At 42.6% G+C, this 16,743-nt stretch carries 13 protein-coding genes; 6 read left to right on the top strand and 7 right to left on the bottom strand.

The genetic code is table 11. The annotated features are described in order from the left end of the window. The 5 genes from DRED_RS07345 to glpX form a co-directional block, all read right to left on the bottom strand. Positions 1 to 930, bottom strand: coding sequence for an ABC transporter ATP-binding protein (locus DRED_RS07345; protein WP_011877710.1), 930 nt, complete (start codon positions 928 to 930; stop codon positions 1 to 3). After that, positions 930 to 3,284, bottom strand: coding sequence for a hypothetical protein (locus DRED_RS07340; RefSeq protein WP_011877709.1), 2,355 nt, complete (start codon positions 3,282 to 3,284; stop codon positions 930 to 932). The genes DRED_RS07345 and DRED_RS07340 overlap by 1 nt, the downstream gene beginning before the upstream one ends. A 4-nt stretch (positions 3,285 to 3,288) precedes the next feature. Then, positions 3,289 to 4,758 (bottom strand): TolB family protein, encoded by a 1,470-nt coding sequence (locus DRED_RS07335; protein WP_011877708.1) that lies wholly within the window; start codon positions 4,756 to 4,758, stop codon positions 3,289 to 3,291. Further along, complete coding sequence (locus tag DRED_RS07330) at positions 4,755 to 5,294, bottom strand: RNA polymerase sigma factor (RefSeq protein ID WP_011877707.1); 540 nt, start codon at positions 5,292 to 5,294, stop codon at positions 4,755 to 4,757. The genes DRED_RS07335 and DRED_RS07330 overlap by 4 nt, the downstream gene beginning before the upstream one ends. A 173-nt stretch (positions 5,295 to 5,467) precedes the next feature. Further along, on the bottom strand, positions 5,468 to 6,436 hold the full coding sequence (glpX, locus tag DRED_RS07325) for a class II fructose-bisphosphatase (RefSeq protein WP_011877706.1): 969 nt from the start codon (positions 6,434 to 6,436) through the stop codon (positions 5,468 to 5,470). A gap of 287 nt (positions 6,437 to 6,723) precedes the next feature. Between glpX and DRED_RS07320 the strand changes: the two genes are divergently transcribed. Next, positions 6,724 to 8,007: an IS110 family RNA-guided transposase gene (locus DRED_RS07320; RefSeq protein WP_011876735.1), complete on the top strand. Its 1,284-nt coding sequence runs from the start codon at positions 6,724 to 6,726 to the stop codon at positions 8,005 to 8,007. A 14-nt stretch (positions 8,008 to 8,021) separates the two neighbouring features. Here DRED_RS07320 and DRED_RS18675 read toward each other — a convergent pair whose 3' ends face one another. After that, on the bottom strand, positions 8,022 to 8,165 hold the full coding sequence (locus tag DRED_RS18675; protein WP_156779556.1) for a hypothetical protein: 144 nt from the start codon (positions 8,163 to 8,165) through the stop codon (positions 8,022 to 8,024). Between the two features lie 236 nt (positions 8,166 to 8,401). Between DRED_RS18675 and DRED_RS07310 the strand changes: the two genes are divergently transcribed. Beyond that, positions 8,402 to 8,551 carry a hypothetical protein gene (locus tag DRED_RS07310; protein ID WP_041274527.1) on the top strand — a complete coding sequence of 50 codons (150 nt, stop codon included), beginning with the start codon at positions 8,402 to 8,404 and terminating at the stop codon, positions 8,549 to 8,551. Between the two features lie 80 nt (positions 8,552 to 8,631). Beyond that, on the top strand, positions 8,632 to 9,831 hold the full coding sequence (locus DRED_RS07305; RefSeq protein WP_011877705.1) for an MFS transporter: 1,200 nt from the start codon (positions 8,632 to 8,634) through the stop codon (positions 9,829 to 9,831). Here the strand turns inward: DRED_RS07305 and DRED_RS07300 are convergent. Continuing rightward, positions 9,828 to 10,739 (bottom strand): RluA family pseudouridine synthase, encoded by a 912-nt coding sequence (locus DRED_RS07300; RefSeq protein ID WP_011877704.1) that lies wholly within the window; start codon positions 10,737 to 10,739, stop codon positions 9,828 to 9,830. The genes DRED_RS07305 and DRED_RS07300 overlap by 4 nt on opposite strands. A 196-nt stretch (positions 10,740 to 10,935) precedes the next feature. On the opposite strand from DRED_RS07300, the gene DRED_RS07295 reads away from it, so the two are divergent. The 3 genes from DRED_RS07295 (at position 10,936) to DRED_RS07285 (ending at position 16,719) form a co-directional block, all read left to right on the top strand. Further along, a complete protein-coding gene (locus DRED_RS07295; RefSeq protein WP_011877703.1) occupies positions 10,936 to 11,481 on the top strand; it encodes a YpiB family protein in 546 nt (181 codons plus the stop codon). A gap of 310 nt (positions 11,482 to 11,791) precedes the next feature. Beyond that, positions 11,792 to 14,635 carry an EAL domain-containing protein gene (locus DRED_RS17895; protein WP_011877702.1) on the top strand — a complete coding sequence of 948 codons (2,844 nt, stop codon included), beginning with the start codon at positions 11,792 to 11,794 and terminating at the stop codon, positions 14,633 to 14,635. A gap of 83 nt (positions 14,636 to 14,718) precedes the next feature. Further along, the gene (locus DRED_RS07285) at positions 14,719 to 16,719 is read left to right on the top strand and encodes a molybdopterin-containing oxidoreductase family protein (RefSeq protein WP_011877701.1); all 2,001 of its coding nucleotides are present in this window, start codon (positions 14,719 to 14,721) and stop codon (positions 16,717 to 16,719) included. Positions 16,720 to 16,743 lie beyond the last annotated feature (24 nt).

The raw sequence follows: 16,743 nt of genomic DNA, 5'->3' as shown, positions 1-16,743 counted from the left end.
TTATTCGCCCTCCCCGGTCATAGCCATAAAAGCATCTTCTAAGTTCCCTTTTATCTCTGCATACTCTATGACAGTCCAACCCTGCTCCATAATTTCTCGCAACATTTGACCTTGGGCAGCTTTACTTCCCCTAAAGGCCACCCGGGCCCAGCCGGCATCTCCATCAACACTAACGACCCCCGGCTTCATCATTAAAACCTCCAGTAATTCGTTCAATCTTTCAGCCACTTCAACTTTCAATGTTCTCGTACCTTGACGAGCGGCAGTAACCTCGTCCACCATCCCATGGGCCACTAAGCGTCCCTGTTCCAGAATGGCTATACTGTCACACATCTCGGCCAGTTCCGGTAATATATGCGAACTAATTAAGATGGTTTTATTCATACGACGCAAATGGCGAATAACTTCTTTCATTTCTGCCCTGGCTCTGGGGTCCAGTCCCGAGGCAGGTTCATCCAGAATTAAAACTTCGGGATTGTGTACTAAACAGCGGGCCATGGCCAGCCTTTGTTTCATGCCCCGGGACAGTAAATCAACATAACTGTTTGCCTTCTCCGAAAGGTTTACCAGTTCTAACAGGTCCTGGGTTAAGCGGTTCCGGTCGGCCATAGGAATCCGATAGGCTGCTGCATAGAAATCTAAATACTCCGTTGCTTTAAGTCCATCATATACACCGAAAAAATCCGGCATATAACCAATTAACCGACGGACCATTGCTTGTTCTTGCATAACGTCATGCCCACATACAAAGGCTGTTCCTCCGTCCGGCGCCAGTAAGGTGGCAAGGATAGACATGGCAGTGGTTTTACCAGCACCATTAGGTCCAATTAGGCCACATACCTGACCCCTTGAAATATTAAGGGAGAAATCCTGCAAGGCAAAATTATCGCCATAGACCTTTGTTAGCCCCTTTATCTCCACTGCATTCATTAAGATTTCCCTCCTTTAACTGACACGGCCGGCAGGTCTACACGATCTGTTTGCCCAAGATTAGAGACTTTTTCAATCTGAATACGCAGTTCTCCTGTGGCACCATACTGTTTAAGCTGATCTTGCTTAAGCTTTAATCCACCCACAGGAACATTCAGCCACTTTTTATTTTGCCAATCGTAAATTTTTAATACCAGATTTTTATTGGTTTGTGCCGGTATTTCAACAGTTTCTACCTTAATCTTTTGACTTTTCAAGGGCCTTGCCAAATTAATGCTTAGTACAATTTTCCCTTCATAGAGGGTAAAACCCAGAGGTGTTTCATTAAAGGCTCCTCTAGTCTCTATGATTTTAGGTCTATACATGCCGGAGGGCAATTTAATAACTTGTCCATCTGCAATTTCTAAGTTAAGGCGTTGTGTTACCAGTGTTAGGTTATAGTTACGAACATTTCCACGATCAGAAAGGATTTTAAATATTTCCTGGGAATCATCACTCCAACCATAGAATACTGGCTGATTACTTTGACCAAACTCCGATGGTTCCAGCACTGCATCTACCATTTGCCTCTCTCTGATATAGTTATCACTTTGACCAGGATTTACGGGAGGTACTAGCAGGTCTCTAAACTCATTGGGACCCAGACTTTCAGGCCATTTTGCCAGGGATTGTTTAACCGTAACATAACCTCCCGCAGGTATATTTTTTAATACTAGAGGACGTCCTCCTAGTAGAATTTTACAATTCTTTAGTTCCATATCCGTATTGTTTTGAATTTTGCCAGTAATATAGCCGTCCTCTAATGTCAAATTCCCTTGAATGCTTCCTACATTCTTTTTAAAGGCAGTGGCACTGGCCTGACGCATGGACCAGTATTCTACATCGGGAAAGGATAGGCTCGGGGTTGTTGTCCTATCATAGTGGATGATAGGCATTTTATTTGTCTGATTAAAATTAGCTGGCCAAACAACAGATCCCCTGGCCCCTTCTACCCGCAAAGTTCCACCATAGGGGCTGATAAAAGATGCTGTAGCATTCAATTCTGCCCTTTCGTTATCCAATATTTCAAGCACTGACAGGGTTTGACTAATTGGTGCATGGATTTTTTGGGCTGGTGACATAAAATACACTGCACCAGTTGTGATCATTGCACAGGTTGGTATGATCCACCACATACAGTCCCGCCGATCATAACGTTTCAGAACGAGATATAGTACTGGTCCAATGACCAGTACATACACTACCCAAGCCAGAGCCACTTGGGGAACCGGCGGTGTTTTTATTTGAGGTAAGTAGGTTGAAGCATGTAACAAGTTGTTGTCCAAACTTCTTTTGTCCCAGGTCATTTGCATTTTAGTATCAGCCTTGGAGGGACTATCCGCCCTACCAAAAATCAGTGACCACACCCTATTGGATTCTGATGTAAGATTTTCAAGGGGAATACCGCTGAAAATCACCCGACCTTTCCCAAAATCCCTAGCTGCAATCAGGATAGTATCCTTCACCTGAGCCAAGATTTCCCCCTCGGTTAGTGGACCGGATGAAATGGTCATGTTTCCCTTAACCTCTTGCAACCCACCAAGATCAGCTGGTATAACCTCTTGCTTTTCTGCAACCACAGGCGATATATCCGTCAAGGATCCTCCCGAAGAAGATCCTGCCCCTCCAGAAAGTAATAGCATACCACCCAGGGAAACCCAATCCTTCAATGTGGTAAGTTGTTTTTTATTTAACTCCCTGAGAGCAACATCATCAACTATAATAATATTCGCTTGAAGCAATTCTATGGGATCATCCGGCAGGTAAGTGGGTTCCATATATTTTATGGCAGTCTGCCCACCAAAGGTTTGATCCAACCATGCCGGAAAGCCTCCGTTTAGAGGCTTTTCTCCTAGGCTTAAGGCTATCAGGCCACCATTTACTGCGGTCCCTTGGATAGGCGTTACAGCCACCGGTTGCTCATTTACCAGCAATACCACCTGAGCCCCTTTATTTAGCAGCTCACTGGGTACCATTAGATTGGTAGTAACCAGACTTTTTGTCGGCATATCAATCGTTTTTCGATACTGGATGTCTTCATTGCGGTTTTGTTGGTTATTTCGGGATTTAACGTCCGGTTCAACTACCAGCACCCCTTGGCAGGCCTTCCCTTGGTTGGACACACTTATTACAAGGCCTGCGGGAAAATCCAACTTGTAGATACCGCTTAAACCGGGTTGCACTGCCAATCGTATGACACCCGTATCGCTTGCCAGCACTGGATTTGGTGTTATTAGAAACATTAGCATAACCAGTGTAAGTAAGAGGCCGGAGAATAAATACTTTTCGCCTTGCCTCTTTCGTTTGGTATTCATAGGTTTAGTTCCTCTCCTTCTCCCATTGTTCCCCTAACCTCAGTTTAAGCAAGGCAACGGTATCGCCATCACGGCGGGCATACAGTAACCACTTATCATCCGGTCCAAAGACCTGGCCCTCACATTTTGATATTTCGTTTAACACCAATGTCTTTGGCTCAAGGGTACCACTAAGTTCCTGTTGGCGTAGCCAGCTAAGTTCAACACCAGAAATTCGATTTTCCGGTGCTATCAATAAATGGCTTGTGGCCAGCCAGCCTTCCCCTTCTTTTAATTGTTTCAAAACAGTTGACCCATCCTCCCCTAGATAGGTTGAGCGTCCCTCGGCTACTTGCTGACGGACCGTATACTGGGGGTCTCCATTTGGCAAAAAGGTTAGAACTCGCTCTTGGACAATGACTGTATTAAAGGCAAGATAGCCATTTTTACTCCAGGTTGGGTTTTCTCCGGGACCTAAGAGATCTGCCCCGCCAGTTTCAACATTAACCAGCCAGAGATCATAGGTTTTAGATTTACCAGGACGCTGGACCACTAAATACTTCCCATTGGGTGACCAAGTTGGAGCATCACCATTGGTAATTCGTTTTTCTTCTCCGTTAGAATACCGAACCCAAACCTCAGTTGGCTCCCCGATTCTACCCATTACATAGGCCAATCTATTACCGTCAGGCGAATACACCAAGTTTGAAAAGTGAATACTTTTATGATTTAGGTCTGCTGCTTTTAGCTTTTTTCCAGCAAAGGTTTGCAAAGAATCTTTTGCTTCCTGACCTTTTTTTTCTGCACCTCGTGCCGTTGTCTGGGAATAAACATTACTCATCTTTGTCGCAGTTATAATCTTCTCTGCTGCCAGTTGCCTAATCTCTTCTTTCCCTTGCTGACTAAACACAAAGGAAATTTGTTCTCCGTTCGGTGACCAGGTGGGTGATTGGAAAGTGGCCCCTTCAGGAGGTTCCAGATAAGCCAGTTGAACACCCGTATGGGATAGGAGCACCAAACTACCGCCTCTTACCACCAAAATCTTTGTACCATCAGGACTCACTGCCGGTTGTAAGGGTGCATCTTCCGTCCAAAAGCGAGTGATCTCTTGGGGTGACCCTGTGACCTCCAAATGGTATTGCCCATTGGCATAACGCCAAAGACACGTTAAGGACATTACTATAAAAATGGCGGCCAATACTCCCAGGAACGGTGCTAATCTTGACTGCCATAAACCAGTTTGTGCGATTTTTCGTTTTGTGGCTTCTTCTGGAGAAGTTACTATCCCATTCTGGTTCATTATCTCCTTTTGTCGGCTCAGTAATTTCTTCCGTAATTCCACCTGCAAGCGGCGATTTACTGGGACAGCTTCCCTTACCTGCCTCATATGGGTCAGTAATTGGGAAATGTCATCTTCCCATTCTTCTTTAACTTTTAAATAATTTTCAAAGGGAAGAACCTTATTATCCGGCTCATGATGTCGTTCTTCTGTCATCGGGCACTCCCTCCTTCCCGGACATATCTTTGCCTTAACTGCTTAATAGCTCTGTGATGTAGCATTCGTACAGCCGATTCAGATTTCCCAAGAACTTCTGCGATTTGTACAAATCTCAGTTCAGCAGCATAACGAAGGGACACAACATCACGGTAATCAGGAGAGAGTCCTTTGAGAAGTTGGCGAAGTCTGGTTATTTCTTCCCCCTGTAACACCGTTTCCTCAGGTCCGTCATCGGATCCTGCCGCAAGTTCCAACATGACATCATTGGTTGCATACTCCCGTCTTCCCCGGATATAATCCACATAAACATTATGGGCAATGCGGAAAAGCCAACCTGAAAAGGGACCCTCTGCCCGGTATTTGCTAAAATTCTCTAATGCCTTCATAAAAACTGTTGTTGTCAGGTCATCCGCATCCCAGGCGCTATCCATCCGGTACCGCAAATACCTATTAACTGGTTCGAAATAACGGTCATAAAGCTCCTCAAAGGATAAATCACCATCAGGGTGACGATTTTTAGTTGCCGGGGTCATCCTTCTACCTCATTTCAACACCACAATATTGAGTACTCACCTTTTAAGACGCTAGCTCAGGGCATTATGTAACATCCATTTTGAAAAAACCAGACTAGCGTTGCACAAAGCTTAATATAAAAAGCCCGCCTCATAATTATTGGGGCGGACTTCTTTATCAGTCTGTTAAAAACTTACTCCATCACTAAGTGAGGTTTATTGGGAATGCTATGCAGTGCTTTAATCCATCGAACGGTTTTAGTGCGGGCCCTCATAACCAGAGAATGGGTCTCTGCTTGATCATTACCCACAAAACGAACCCCACGCAACAATTCACCATCAGTAACCCCGGTGGCAGCAAAGATGGCATCTTCACCCCGAACCATATCGTCCATCATGAGGATTTGTCTAGGATCCTTCAGTCCCATTTTAACACAACGGTCATACTCTGCCTGATTATCTGGTACCAAGCGTCCTTGCATTTCGCCACCCAGTGCTTTAATGGCAGCCGCAGAAATTACACCCTCCGGTGCACCACCGGTTCCAATATAAAGATCAATCCCAGTATCTTCAAAGCATGTAGCAATAGCTGCACCAACGTCACCATCGCTAAATAATCTTACCCTAGCGCCCATACAGCGAACAGCTTCGATAATTTGACTATGTCTTTCTCTTTCCAGAATCATCACTGTACAGTCTTGAATTCTCTTGCGGTTAGCCCGTGCAACAATTTCCAAGGTCCTGGGGATTGGATCATCAATATGAATAAGGCCTGCAGCCCTGGGACCGACAGCAATCTTTTCCATATACATATCCGGCGCATGAAGCAGGTTTCCTTTGTCCGAAATCGCCACAACAGCCAAAGCATTGGTTAAGCCCTTAGCTACAATATTGGTTCCCTCCAAGGGATCAACAGCTACATCCACTTCAGGACCATGCCCGGTGCCGACTTTTTCACCAATGTACAGCATGGGGGCTTCATCCAGCTCGCCTTCACCAATAACAACGGTTCCTTCTATATTAACAGAGTCAAACATCGCCCTCATGGCACTGGTAGCCGCCTGATCTGCCTCATTCTTTTTGCCTCTCCCCATCCAACGAGAAGATGCAAGGGCTGCCACTTCTGTGACCCTTACAATTTCCAGAGCTAGTTCTCTATCCACAAAAAGACCTCCTTAGAAAAATAAACACTTTCTTGTTAACATTATAACACCCATGGGCCTTGATGGAGGATTTTTTTTGTACTTGACACAAATACCTACATTTTTTAAACTTAATGCAATATTAATAGTGTGTTAATGTTGGAATGATACAATATATTCAAGAAAGGAGCATTCCTGTAAGGAAATAAAATGGTCTTTGTAAAAGAAAAGCACCTCCTGTAATATACTGGGTGTCGAGCTATCTAGGCGACCGACCCCTAATTTAATCACACAGGAGGTACTTCAAAATGAATTATAAACAAAAACAAAGAATTGAGCAACTCACTGAATCAACTTTAATTATTGGAGCCGATATTGCCAAATCTAAACACGTGGCACGTGCCCAGGATTTTAGGGGTATCGAGTTGGGGAAACGCTTGGTCTTTGACAACACTAGGGCGGGCTTAACCAAGCTGATGCATTGGATTAGAACCTTGATGGTAGAGCACGGTAAGGATCATGCTCTGGTAGGTATCGAACCCACAGGACACTACTGGTTACCAATGGCTGAGTTTTTGCGCAAAGAAGGTGTACCAGTTGTAGTTGTAAATCCGTTGCATGTTAAGAGAAGCAAGGAATTAGATGATAACTCGCCCACAAAGAACGACATCAAAGATGCAAGGGTAATTGCCCAATTAGTAAAAGATGGCCGTTACTCAGAACCCAACTTACCCACAGGTGTCTATGCGGAACTGCGGGTGGGAATGGTTCAAAGGGACCGTCTTAATCAAGACCTTAACCGAGTAAAAGGTAGAATCCACAACTGGCTTGACCGGTACTTCCCCGAGTACACAAGTGTTTTCAAAGATTGGGAAGGCAAAGCATCCTTGATGATATTAAATACTTGTCCACTCCCCCGGGAAGTCATCAAAACAGGCACAGAGGCAATTGTAACCCTGTGGAAAACTGAGATTAAACGGGCAGTTGGTATAAAAAGAGCTAACAAACTAATGCAGGTTGCTAGAGAATCCATCGGACTATCCACAGGGATAGAGTTTGCCCGTCATGAAATAAGGATGCTACTTGAACAATATGACATCCTGTGCAAACAGATGGAAATCCTGATGGAAGCAGTTCAAGAGTTACTGCAACAAATACCTGGAAGCACAGAAATGATGACCATTCCAGGAGTCGGTTTGGTTACAGTAGCCGGATTTCTTGCAGAAGTAGGCGACTTAAAAGGATATGAACATGGGCAACAAATCATAAAGTTGGCGGGCCTAAACCTAAAAGAGAACAGTTCTGGTAAACACAAGGGACAATCACGAATCAGTAAACGGGGGCGCCCCCGGCTGCGGGCCTTGTTATTTAAGACTGTGTTAGTCATGGTTGCAAAAAACCGAGAGTTTAAGGCCATCCACCAATATTTAATAACAAGGCATGGAAATCCCTTAAAGAAAAAGCAATCCATAGTTGCCCTCTGTGGAAAATTGATTCGTATTTTGTTCACCATAGGCAGTAAACAAACTCCATATGACGCGGAGCAAGTATTAGGCGTTGTACGCCAAGAGCAATTACAGGAAGCTGCTTAAAAGGCTATTAAATATTAACACTTATTCACAATGAATTGGATAGACAAACGAAGCACGGAGAAGCCGGGAACTAATATTTCCATACGGGCATGACCCAGCAAAGGAGCATACCTGGCCTCCACCCCTTGAGAGGTAGAACGAAGGAATGTAAGGGCCATATATTGGACCCCGTGAGACGTGGGAGGGTAAACCACAAGGGTACATGTGGAGATCCATTGTGCAACCATAATCTGTAAAATTAGGCGTAGCCTTTGATTGGCTACACCCCCACCAACCATATAATGTAATTTATTTAAAATTATTCCTTTGAACCTTGTTTGTATGTGCTTGAAATTGTAAGAATGAGTGAGTAAATGAAAGAAAAATTTATTTTATTGAGGGAGGAATTTAGTCTATGTCCGAAAAAGAAAAGGCAATAATGGCATTAACCCAGATGATTGCACAAAACGAAGCTCGATTGCAAAAACAGACCGAATTACGTGATTGGTTTACTCGTTTGAACCGGGATCTGTTAAAGGCGATCGAAACCCTACACCAGGCTTAGTAAAGGCCTTTTTTTATTGCCTTTTTGGACATAGGTGTTAAAATAAAAGTTAATAAATGTAATAAAGTGAGGTTTACGAAATGGACAATACAGAGGCCCGAAGAAAACGGGACCTTTTTCTTTTTATCTTAGCAGGTTCTTTTATGGGACTTTATACAGGACTTTATGACCCCTCCTTTAACAACTACTTAAATGATGTATTTCATATCAGTGAAGTAGCTAGGGGAGGCCTTGAATTTCCCAGGGAGTTCCCTGGTTTTCTTGTTGTTTTTACCACTGGTCTTTTAATCTTTCTCTCCGATGTACGTATAGCCCTGGTTGCCAACCTGATCCTATGCCTTGGATTATTTGGCCTTGGTTTTGTTTCCCCTAGTTTTTCCTGGGTGGTTGTCTGGATGATCATTTGGAGTGTTGGTGCCCACCTTTATATGCCTGTGGAATCAAGTATCGGCGTGGCTTTAGCCAAGCCGGGTGAAGAAGGGAAACGTCTAGGTCAGTTAGGGGCCATTAAAACTGCGGCGTCCCTGGTTGGATTCTCTGTGGTGTACCTAGGGATACGTTATTTTCACTTAAGCTATAGCGCTATCTTTGCACTGGCAGGTCTAAGTGTTCTTGCCTCTTGCTTGTGCCTTTTGCTAATGGAATCGCGTAAAAGCAGTTCAAGAAGACAAAAATTAGTATTTAAACGAAAATATCTTCTGTTTTATGGTTTAAATATTCTCTTTGGTGCCCGCAAGCAAATATTTCTAACCTTTGCCCCTTGGGTTTTAATAAAAATTTTTAATCAACCGGTTACTACCTTTGCTGTTCTCGGACTTATTGGTACCGTGGCTGGCATTCCCTTTCGTGCACTACTGGGTAAAGCCATTGACACCTTTGGTGAAAGGATGATCATTGCCACTGAATCCATCTTACTGGTTTTCGTTTGCATTGGTTACGGCTATGCTCAATATTTTGGGTTGGGTCATTATGCCCTTTGGTTGGTCTTTTTTTGTTATATCGGAGACCAGCTTCTTTTCGCCTGTAACATGGCCCGGGCCACCTATCTAAATAAAATCATAGACTCACCTGAAGATTTAACCCCCACCTTATCAATGGGCCTAACTATCGACCACCTAGTATCTATGACCATACCGTTCTTTGGTGGATTGTTATGGATGCAATTAGGCTATCAATACGTATTCCTTGCTGCAGCCTTTATTGCCCTGTTAAATCTGATTACTGCCTTCCGTATTCATACCACTAAGGAAGCTTCCCTGGAAACTTCCTTAACACATTAAGCTTTTTTACTGTGTTCTTCCATCAATTGCCTAATATCTCCGGCAACTGAACAGGAAATTTTAATACGGCTTCCCTGCACAGGGTGATTAAATGCTAGGTACGCACAATGCAATGCCTGGCGTTTAATATTTGAAGTATCTCCTCCGTACAAAGAATCCCCCAGCAAAGGATGTCCCATATGGGCCATATGGACCCTAACCTGATGGGTTCTGCCCGTCTCCAGTTCTACCCTAACAAGACTGGCTTGGTTAAAAGTTCGAAGAACTTGATAATGACTGATGGCCTCTTTTCCTGCCGGAGAGATCATTCTTTTTATAAAACTGCCTTCCTCTAAAGCAATGGGTGCTTGAATAACTCCTTGCTCGGGTTGTACTTTCCCTTTTACTAGGGCTAAGTAACGACGAACAAACTGTCCTTGCTTCATCTGGATTTGTAATTGTTGTTGGACATAGGGATTCCTTGCGATTAAAACAATTCCAGAGGTATTTCTATCCAGGCGATGTACAGGTCTGAATCGGTCAATGGTTCCCTGCTGCAGCCAGTGATAAAGCACACCGTTAGCCAATGTGCCCGAAGTTTCATTGGTTAAAGGATGTACCAGCATACCGGGTGGCTTATTAACTGCCAGTAGATGAGCATCTTCATAGAGAATATTTAATTCCATTCTTTCTGGTACCACCTGGGTCTCCTGACTTCCCATCCATAGTTCCAAAACCTCTCCAGTTTTCACTGTCACATTGGTTTTAACGGGTAGCTGATTTAATAAAATAACTCTATTTCTTTTAGCCCTGCGCAATAAAGTACGGGAAACCCCAACTTCCCGTCTTAATACCCTTTCTACCGTCCACCCATCCATTGTCTGGGGGATAATCAACTGCAACTTTTCTATAATGCATTTATTTTCCATTTACAATCTCCCAAAATGGTAAAATTTTATTATATTAGACAAGTCTTTCCTATTACGTGAACAAAGGTAAATCCATGGCTAATACCCCTGAAAATATTATATGGCACATTTTTCTACCTTTAAAAAGCAGGATTTAAATCAACTCAAGTCAAATAGTTATATTTAAGGTAATAAAACTTAATAAGGGGGGAGCACCATGCTAGCCAATAATCTGGCCGAAAAAAAGGAATTGATCGTTTGGTTTCTACGTACCAATCGGTTAAAAAAACCTGAAGCAGCCCGAATTCTTGAGTTTATCAAGGATAATAAGAGTCTGTTGTCCAGAATAGAGTTTACCAACAAGTTATCTGACAAGAAGGATGCTCTACTAGTTTCTGCAGTATATACCAATACTTTCCCCTTTGACTTCCGCCTAAATAATAACCATTATGGTTCTGTGGATGAAGCCCTCTACCAACTTAAGACAAATCCACCTCATAAGTTATTTATGTGGTTATCTTTCGCAAGTCCACCTAGTTGTGCCCTGTGCTCCCATAGGAATAATAAACAGGTTAGACCATTGCCTAATCCTGCCTCTATGGCACATAAATTGTTAGTGGAGGCAGTAAAAACAGTAAACCGTAAAGAAGCCCAAAAAAGAACCTTGTTATTAGAAATTGATCAATCTTTAGATGAAAAAAATATACACAAATTTCAGCGTCTGACAGGAGAGTTGCAAAAATTAATCTGCGAAAATAATTAGTGTTTTGTCCCCCGGTTTTTTACCCGGGGGGTATCTTTTTTAATCTATAAACACATATAAATATAAAGGTAATCTTAGGTTGTTTGTAGTATTAATTACCAATAAATAACATAGTTTAAATTAAAAGTGTGAGGTTTATATGAGAAAAAGAACTATATTTTTATTCATAATGGTTCTTTTTGCCACAATCCTTGGTGGAATACTTCTGTTTTTCCAAAGAGTTACGATCCCCTGGCATTTTATTGCCATTGAAAAATCCCCGATAATTTTTCTGATTGGTGGATTTATTATTATCTACTTTCTTTTTAAAATGATTTCCTCAACCCGACATCTTTTCTTTCCCTTTAACAAATTCACAGTTCTAGATTTCGGGAATCATTATTTTATCCAACAACTGCCGCAAAAATGTAATGACAAAAAGAACTGCTTAATGCAGGAAGAAAATAAAATAACAACAGAAGTATCTTCTCTGGAGAACCTAAAGCAGGAAGAACAGGGTCTTAAGGACTATATTGATAACCTAATTACGTTAAATGCTAAATTATCTACAGATGGCACTGTATTATTGATTAATGAAACAGCCCTCCGAACCTTTCACATGCAACCGGAGGAAGTAGTTGGCAAAAAACTCTGGGATACTCCCTGGTGGAGCTACGATGCTGACCTTCATACTCAACTAAAAAATGCTGTAAAACAGGCAGCAACAGGCCAAACTATTTATTACGAAACAATAAATCATCTAGTTTCCGGGAAAAAGATATACATTTATTTTACACTGAACCCTGTACTAAATAAAAATAACGAAGTTATTTATCTGGTGGCTGAGGGTCGTGATATCACCAAGCGAAAAATGATTGAGCAGGATCTGATTTCAACAAACCAGGAATTAGTTGCTGCCAATGAAGAGCTTATATCCATTGAAGAAGAGTTGCGAATATCCAATAAAGAAATATATCTTGCCCATGAAAGGCTTAATAATATTCTGGAGAGTATCACCGATGCCTTCTATGCGGTAAACCACCAATGGGAAGTAACCTATGTTAATACCGAGGCAGAAAAACTACTGCATAAGAAAAGGCTTGATATTATTGGCAAAAATATCTGGCAAGAATTCTCCGAAATGGTTCATACAAAGTTTTACCACATACTCCACCAGGTGATGTCAGAACAAATTTATCAGCAATTTGAATATTTCTTTCAGCCTACAGGTAAGTGGTTTAATATTCATGCCTACCCTTCATCTGACGGTCTATCTATCTACTTTCACGATATTACCGAGTATAAACTTGTTCAGGAAAAAATGTCCCTACAAAACCAATATTTATCCTCACTTCACGAAACAACACTAGCCTTAATGAATCGACTGAATCTGGATGAATTACTGAAAGCAATTGTAACTCGTTCTGCTGAGCTTTCCGGAACCGATCATGGATTTATCTTTCTCATCGACAACAATAACCCCTCTGAACTTGTATTAAGGTTTGGCACCGGCACCTATAAACAAATGGTCGGGATCAGGCTGAAACCAGGAGAGGGCATGGTGGGAACAGTCTGGCAAACCGGTGAACCCTTAATTGTAAAAGATTATTCATCCTGGCCAGGCAAATCATCTATATTCTCTCATATTAAAATCCACGGGGGGATTGCCTTACCTCTTAAATCGGAAGGCAAGATAAATGGTATATTGGGCATCATTTATATAGAAAAGAATCAAAATTTAGAGTCTAACAACTTATCTCTTCTTACAGGCTTCGCTCAACTTGCCTCCATTGCCCTAGACAATGCCAATTTGTATCAGGCCGCCCAACAGGAACTGGCAGAACGAAAACGTATAGAGGAAATCCTACGCTATCTGGCATACCATGATTCTTTAACAGAGCTACCGAACCGGACATTGTTTAATGACCGTCTTTCCATGGCCCTTAATCAGGCACATCGAAATAAAAATAAATTGGCAGTTATGTTCTTAGATTTGGACCATTTCAAAAAAGTCAACGACACTTTGGGGCACGACATAGGAGATCAACTGTTAAAAGGTATTGCACAAAGGTTTTCCAAATTACTTCGTAAAGGAGATACCATTGCCCGTATTGGCGGAGATGAATTCACTATTTTACTACACAATATCACACGGGCTGAAAATGCTTCCATTGTTGCCGATAAAATCATTGATACCCTTGCCAACCCTTGGATAATCGGTAACCATGAGTTCCATATTACCACAAGCATTGGCATAGCCCTGTATCCCGATGACGGCACCGACGCCGAGTCCTTGCTAAAAAATGCAGATGCCGCCATGTATCAGGCTAAGGAAATGGGTCGAAACAACTATCAATTCTACACACCTACCATGAATGCCCAGACCCTACGACGCTTTGAGTTAGAAAACAATCTTCGCAGGGCATTGGATCGAAAGGAATTTGTCATTTACTATCAACCACAGGTGGAGATTCATACTGGTAAAATTGTTGGAGTAGAAGCCCTTATTCGCTGGCAACATCCCCAGCGAGGTATGATTTCCCCTGCTGAGTTTATTCCGATGGCTGAAGAAACCGGTCTGATCATTCCTATTGGTGAATGGATTCTGCGTCGTGCCTGTGCCCAGAACAAAGCCTGGCAGGATAGGGGATTCTCTCCCATGAGGGTAACGGTGAATCTATCGGCTCGACAATTTCTGCAGCCACATCTGCCCCAATACATTTCCAACGTCTTAGAGGATACTGGCCTTGGCCCACAATGGTTGGAGTTAGAAATAACGGAAAGTTTAGCCATGAAAGATGTTGCTTTCACAGAAAAAACCCTTATTGAATTGAGGAAAATGGGAATTACCTTAGCCATTGACGACTTTGGTACCGGTTATTCTTCCCTCAATTATTTAAAACGTTTACCAATTGATATATTAAAAATTGATCGGTCCTTCATTCATGATTTGAATACTGAATCCGATGATGTTGCCATTATAAGTGCCATCATTACCCTAGGGCACAATTTAAAAATGAAGGTTGTTGCAGAGGGTGTTGAAACCAAAGAACAGTTAATGTTTTTGCGACAGCAACAATGCGACCTAATGCAAGGCTATCTGTTTACAAAACCTCTCCCTGTCCGAGAACTGGAACAAAAATACTTATCCAATAACACCAAGTTATTCTGCTAATCCCCAAAAACTGATCTGATGTAATTTAATAGCCGAAGTTTCGGCCATATTTTTATGCTACAATAATTTGGGAGGGACATTCCATGCAGATAAAAACCAATTGCCCTTTAGATTGTTTTGCCCATTGTGGCCTAATCGCCCGTTTAGATAACGGGAAAGTAGTTAGCATTTCCGGGGATGAAAGTCACCCGGTTAGTAAAGGTGTTATCTGTAGTAAAGGAAGAAATAAACACCTGCAGCGACTATATAGTCCTGAACGTATCACCACCCCCTTACGAAAAACAGCTGCTGGCTGGCAACCAATCACCTGGGACCAAGCCTATGAAACCATTGCTTTAGAATTATCCAAAATTATAAGTATTTATGGACCTTTAGCCATATTGCACCATGATAACGATGGTTCCGAGGGGATTCTGAAAACACTTGCCGCAAGATTTTTTAATGCCCTCGGTGGCTGTACCCGTCCATCCGGTAGTATTTGCTGGGGAAGCGGTTACCAAGCCCAGCAGTATGATTTTGGCCGGTTGCAATTACACAGTTGGGAAGATATGGTTAACTCCCGCCTGATTGTTCTCTGGGGCAGAGATCCTGCCAGTACTAACATTCAAATGATACCACTTTTAAAACAGGCTAAAAAAAAGGGCTGTCGAATTATCGTAATAAACCCTGTAAAGGTTGCTAGCTGTACTTTGGCTGATATTCATATAGCACCCCGACCGGGCAGTGATGGTGCACTGGCCCTTGGTGTGGCACAGGAAATCATAAAGAACAACTGGACCGACCAAAACTACATTGAAAAACACGTATATGGTTATTCTCAATATGTTGAACTGGTGCAACGTTACACACCCGAAGTAGTCTCTGATATCACTGGTGTTTCCATCGACCAAATATGTTATCTGGCCCAGGCATATGCTAATGCCAAACCAGCCAGTATCTTTTTGGGCTACGGTTTACAACGTTATACCAACGGAGGGCAAACCATACGGGCCATTGATGCTCTGGCAGCCATTACCGGAAACATCGGTGTAGCAGGGAGCGGTGTCAACTACGCCGGTGGTCATTGGAAAGGTTGCATTGCTTCTATTAAAGGTGATGAACTACCACAAAAAAATCGTACTCTACCCTGGCCTATTTTGGGAAAGGCTCTACAAAAAGCCGATAATCCACCTATAAAAAGCATCTTTGTAACTCGCTCTAACCCTGTAACACAGTTGCCTGATACAACAGAAATTCGCAAAGCTTTTTCCCAATCGCAATTCACCGTTGTAGTTGATATGTTTCTCAATGACACTGCCCAGTATGCTAATTTGTTTTTACCCTGTACAACTTTTCTTGAAGAAGAAGATCTGGTTTTTTCATCTTGGAATCATTTTATGGCCTATTCACCACAGGTTGTGGAACCCTTAGGTCAGTGCAGATCAGATCACCATATCTTCTCAGGGTTGGCCCAGCATATGGGTTTAACAGGTTTTCCCAACCTTACTGCCGAACAGTGGATAAAAAAAGCTATAAATCCATTGAAACCTTTTAATATCACTCTGGAAAAACTTAAGAGCGGCCCTGTCAGACATCCCTTTGCCCCAGAAGTACCCTGGCAAGACGGTATCTTTGCTACTCCCAGTGGGAAATATGAGCTTTTTTCACAGTTGGCAGAGGCTGATGGCATTAATCCTTTGCCAGAATATGTTGAGCCAATGGAAAGTGCCCTCAGGGATCCTATTTTAGCGAAGGAGTTCCCGCTTCATCTGATAACAGCACACCACCCGGAACACCTGCACTCACAATTCTGGAATCTTTCAGAAAAGGGACTGTCTATTCAACCGGTCTATATTCATCCAGAAACGGCAGCTGTTGCTGGAATTATGGAAAACCATAAAGTTGTGGTGGCTACTCAAAGGGGTCAAGCTATTTTCACTGCTGTCCTAAGTAAAAAACTTCGACGGGACACCATCCTGATTCACCAGGGTTCTTGGGCTATCCATGGCAACGGGGTAAATGTACTTACCCCCCAATACATGCCGGATATGGGACAAGGTACTCCCTACTATGATTGTCTGTGCAGAATAGAACCCCATCAATAGATCCCTTTACCCCTCCACACCGAA

Origin of the sequence: Desulforamulus reducens MI-1 (genome assembly GCF_000016165.1) — a bacterium.
GTDB classification, from domain to species: Bacteria; Bacillota; Desulfotomaculia; order Desulfotomaculales; family Desulfotomaculaceae; genus Desulfotomaculum; species Desulfotomaculum reducens.
This window is presented reverse-complemented; position numbering and strand designations above follow the sequence as displayed.

Bases quoted from the DNA above. Each gene is read 5' to 3' on its own strand.
- DRED_RS07345 (WP_011877710.1), bottom strand. From the start codon at position 930: ATGAATGCAGTGGAGATAAAGGGGCTAACAAAGGTCTATGGCGATAAT.
- DRED_RS07340 (WP_011877709.1), bottom strand. From the start codon at position 3,284: ATGAATACCAAACGAAAGAGGCAAGGCGAAAAGTATTTATTCTCCGGC.
- DRED_RS07335 (WP_011877708.1), bottom strand. From the start codon at position 4,758: ATGACAGAAGAACGACATCATGAGCCGGATAATAAGGTTCTTCCCTTT.
- DRED_RS07330 (WP_011877707.1), bottom strand. From the start codon at position 5,294: ATGACCCCGGCAACTAAAAATCGTCACCCTGATGGTGATTTATCCTTT.
- DRED_RS07320 (WP_011876735.1), top strand. From the start codon at position 6,724: ATGAATTATAAACAAAAACAAAGAATTGAGCAACTCACTGAATCAACT.
- DRED_RS18675 (WP_156779556.1), bottom strand. From the start codon at position 8,165: ATGGCCCTTACATTCCTTCGTTCTACCTCTCAAGGGGTGGAGGCCAGG.
- DRED_RS07310 (WP_041274527.1), top strand. From the start codon at position 8,402: ATGTCCGAAAAAGAAAAGGCAATAATGGCATTAACCCAGATGATTGCA.
- DRED_RS07305 (WP_011877705.1), top strand. From the start codon at position 8,632: ATGGACAATACAGAGGCCCGAAGAAAACGGGACCTTTTTCTTTTTATC.
- DRED_RS07300 (WP_011877704.1), bottom strand. From the start codon at position 10,739: ATGGAAAATAAATGCATTATAGAAAAGTTGCAGTTGATTATCCCCCAG.
- DRED_RS07295 (WP_011877703.1), top strand. From the start codon at position 10,936: ATGCTAGCCAATAATCTGGCCGAAAAAAAGGAATTGATCGTTTGGTTT.
- DRED_RS17895 (WP_011877702.1), top strand. From the start codon at position 11,792: ATGATTTCCTCAACCCGACATCTTTTCTTTCCCTTTAACAAATTCACA.
- DRED_RS07285 (WP_011877701.1), top strand. From the start codon at position 14,719: ATGCAGATAAAAACCAATTGCCCTTTAGATTGTTTTGCCCATTGTGGC.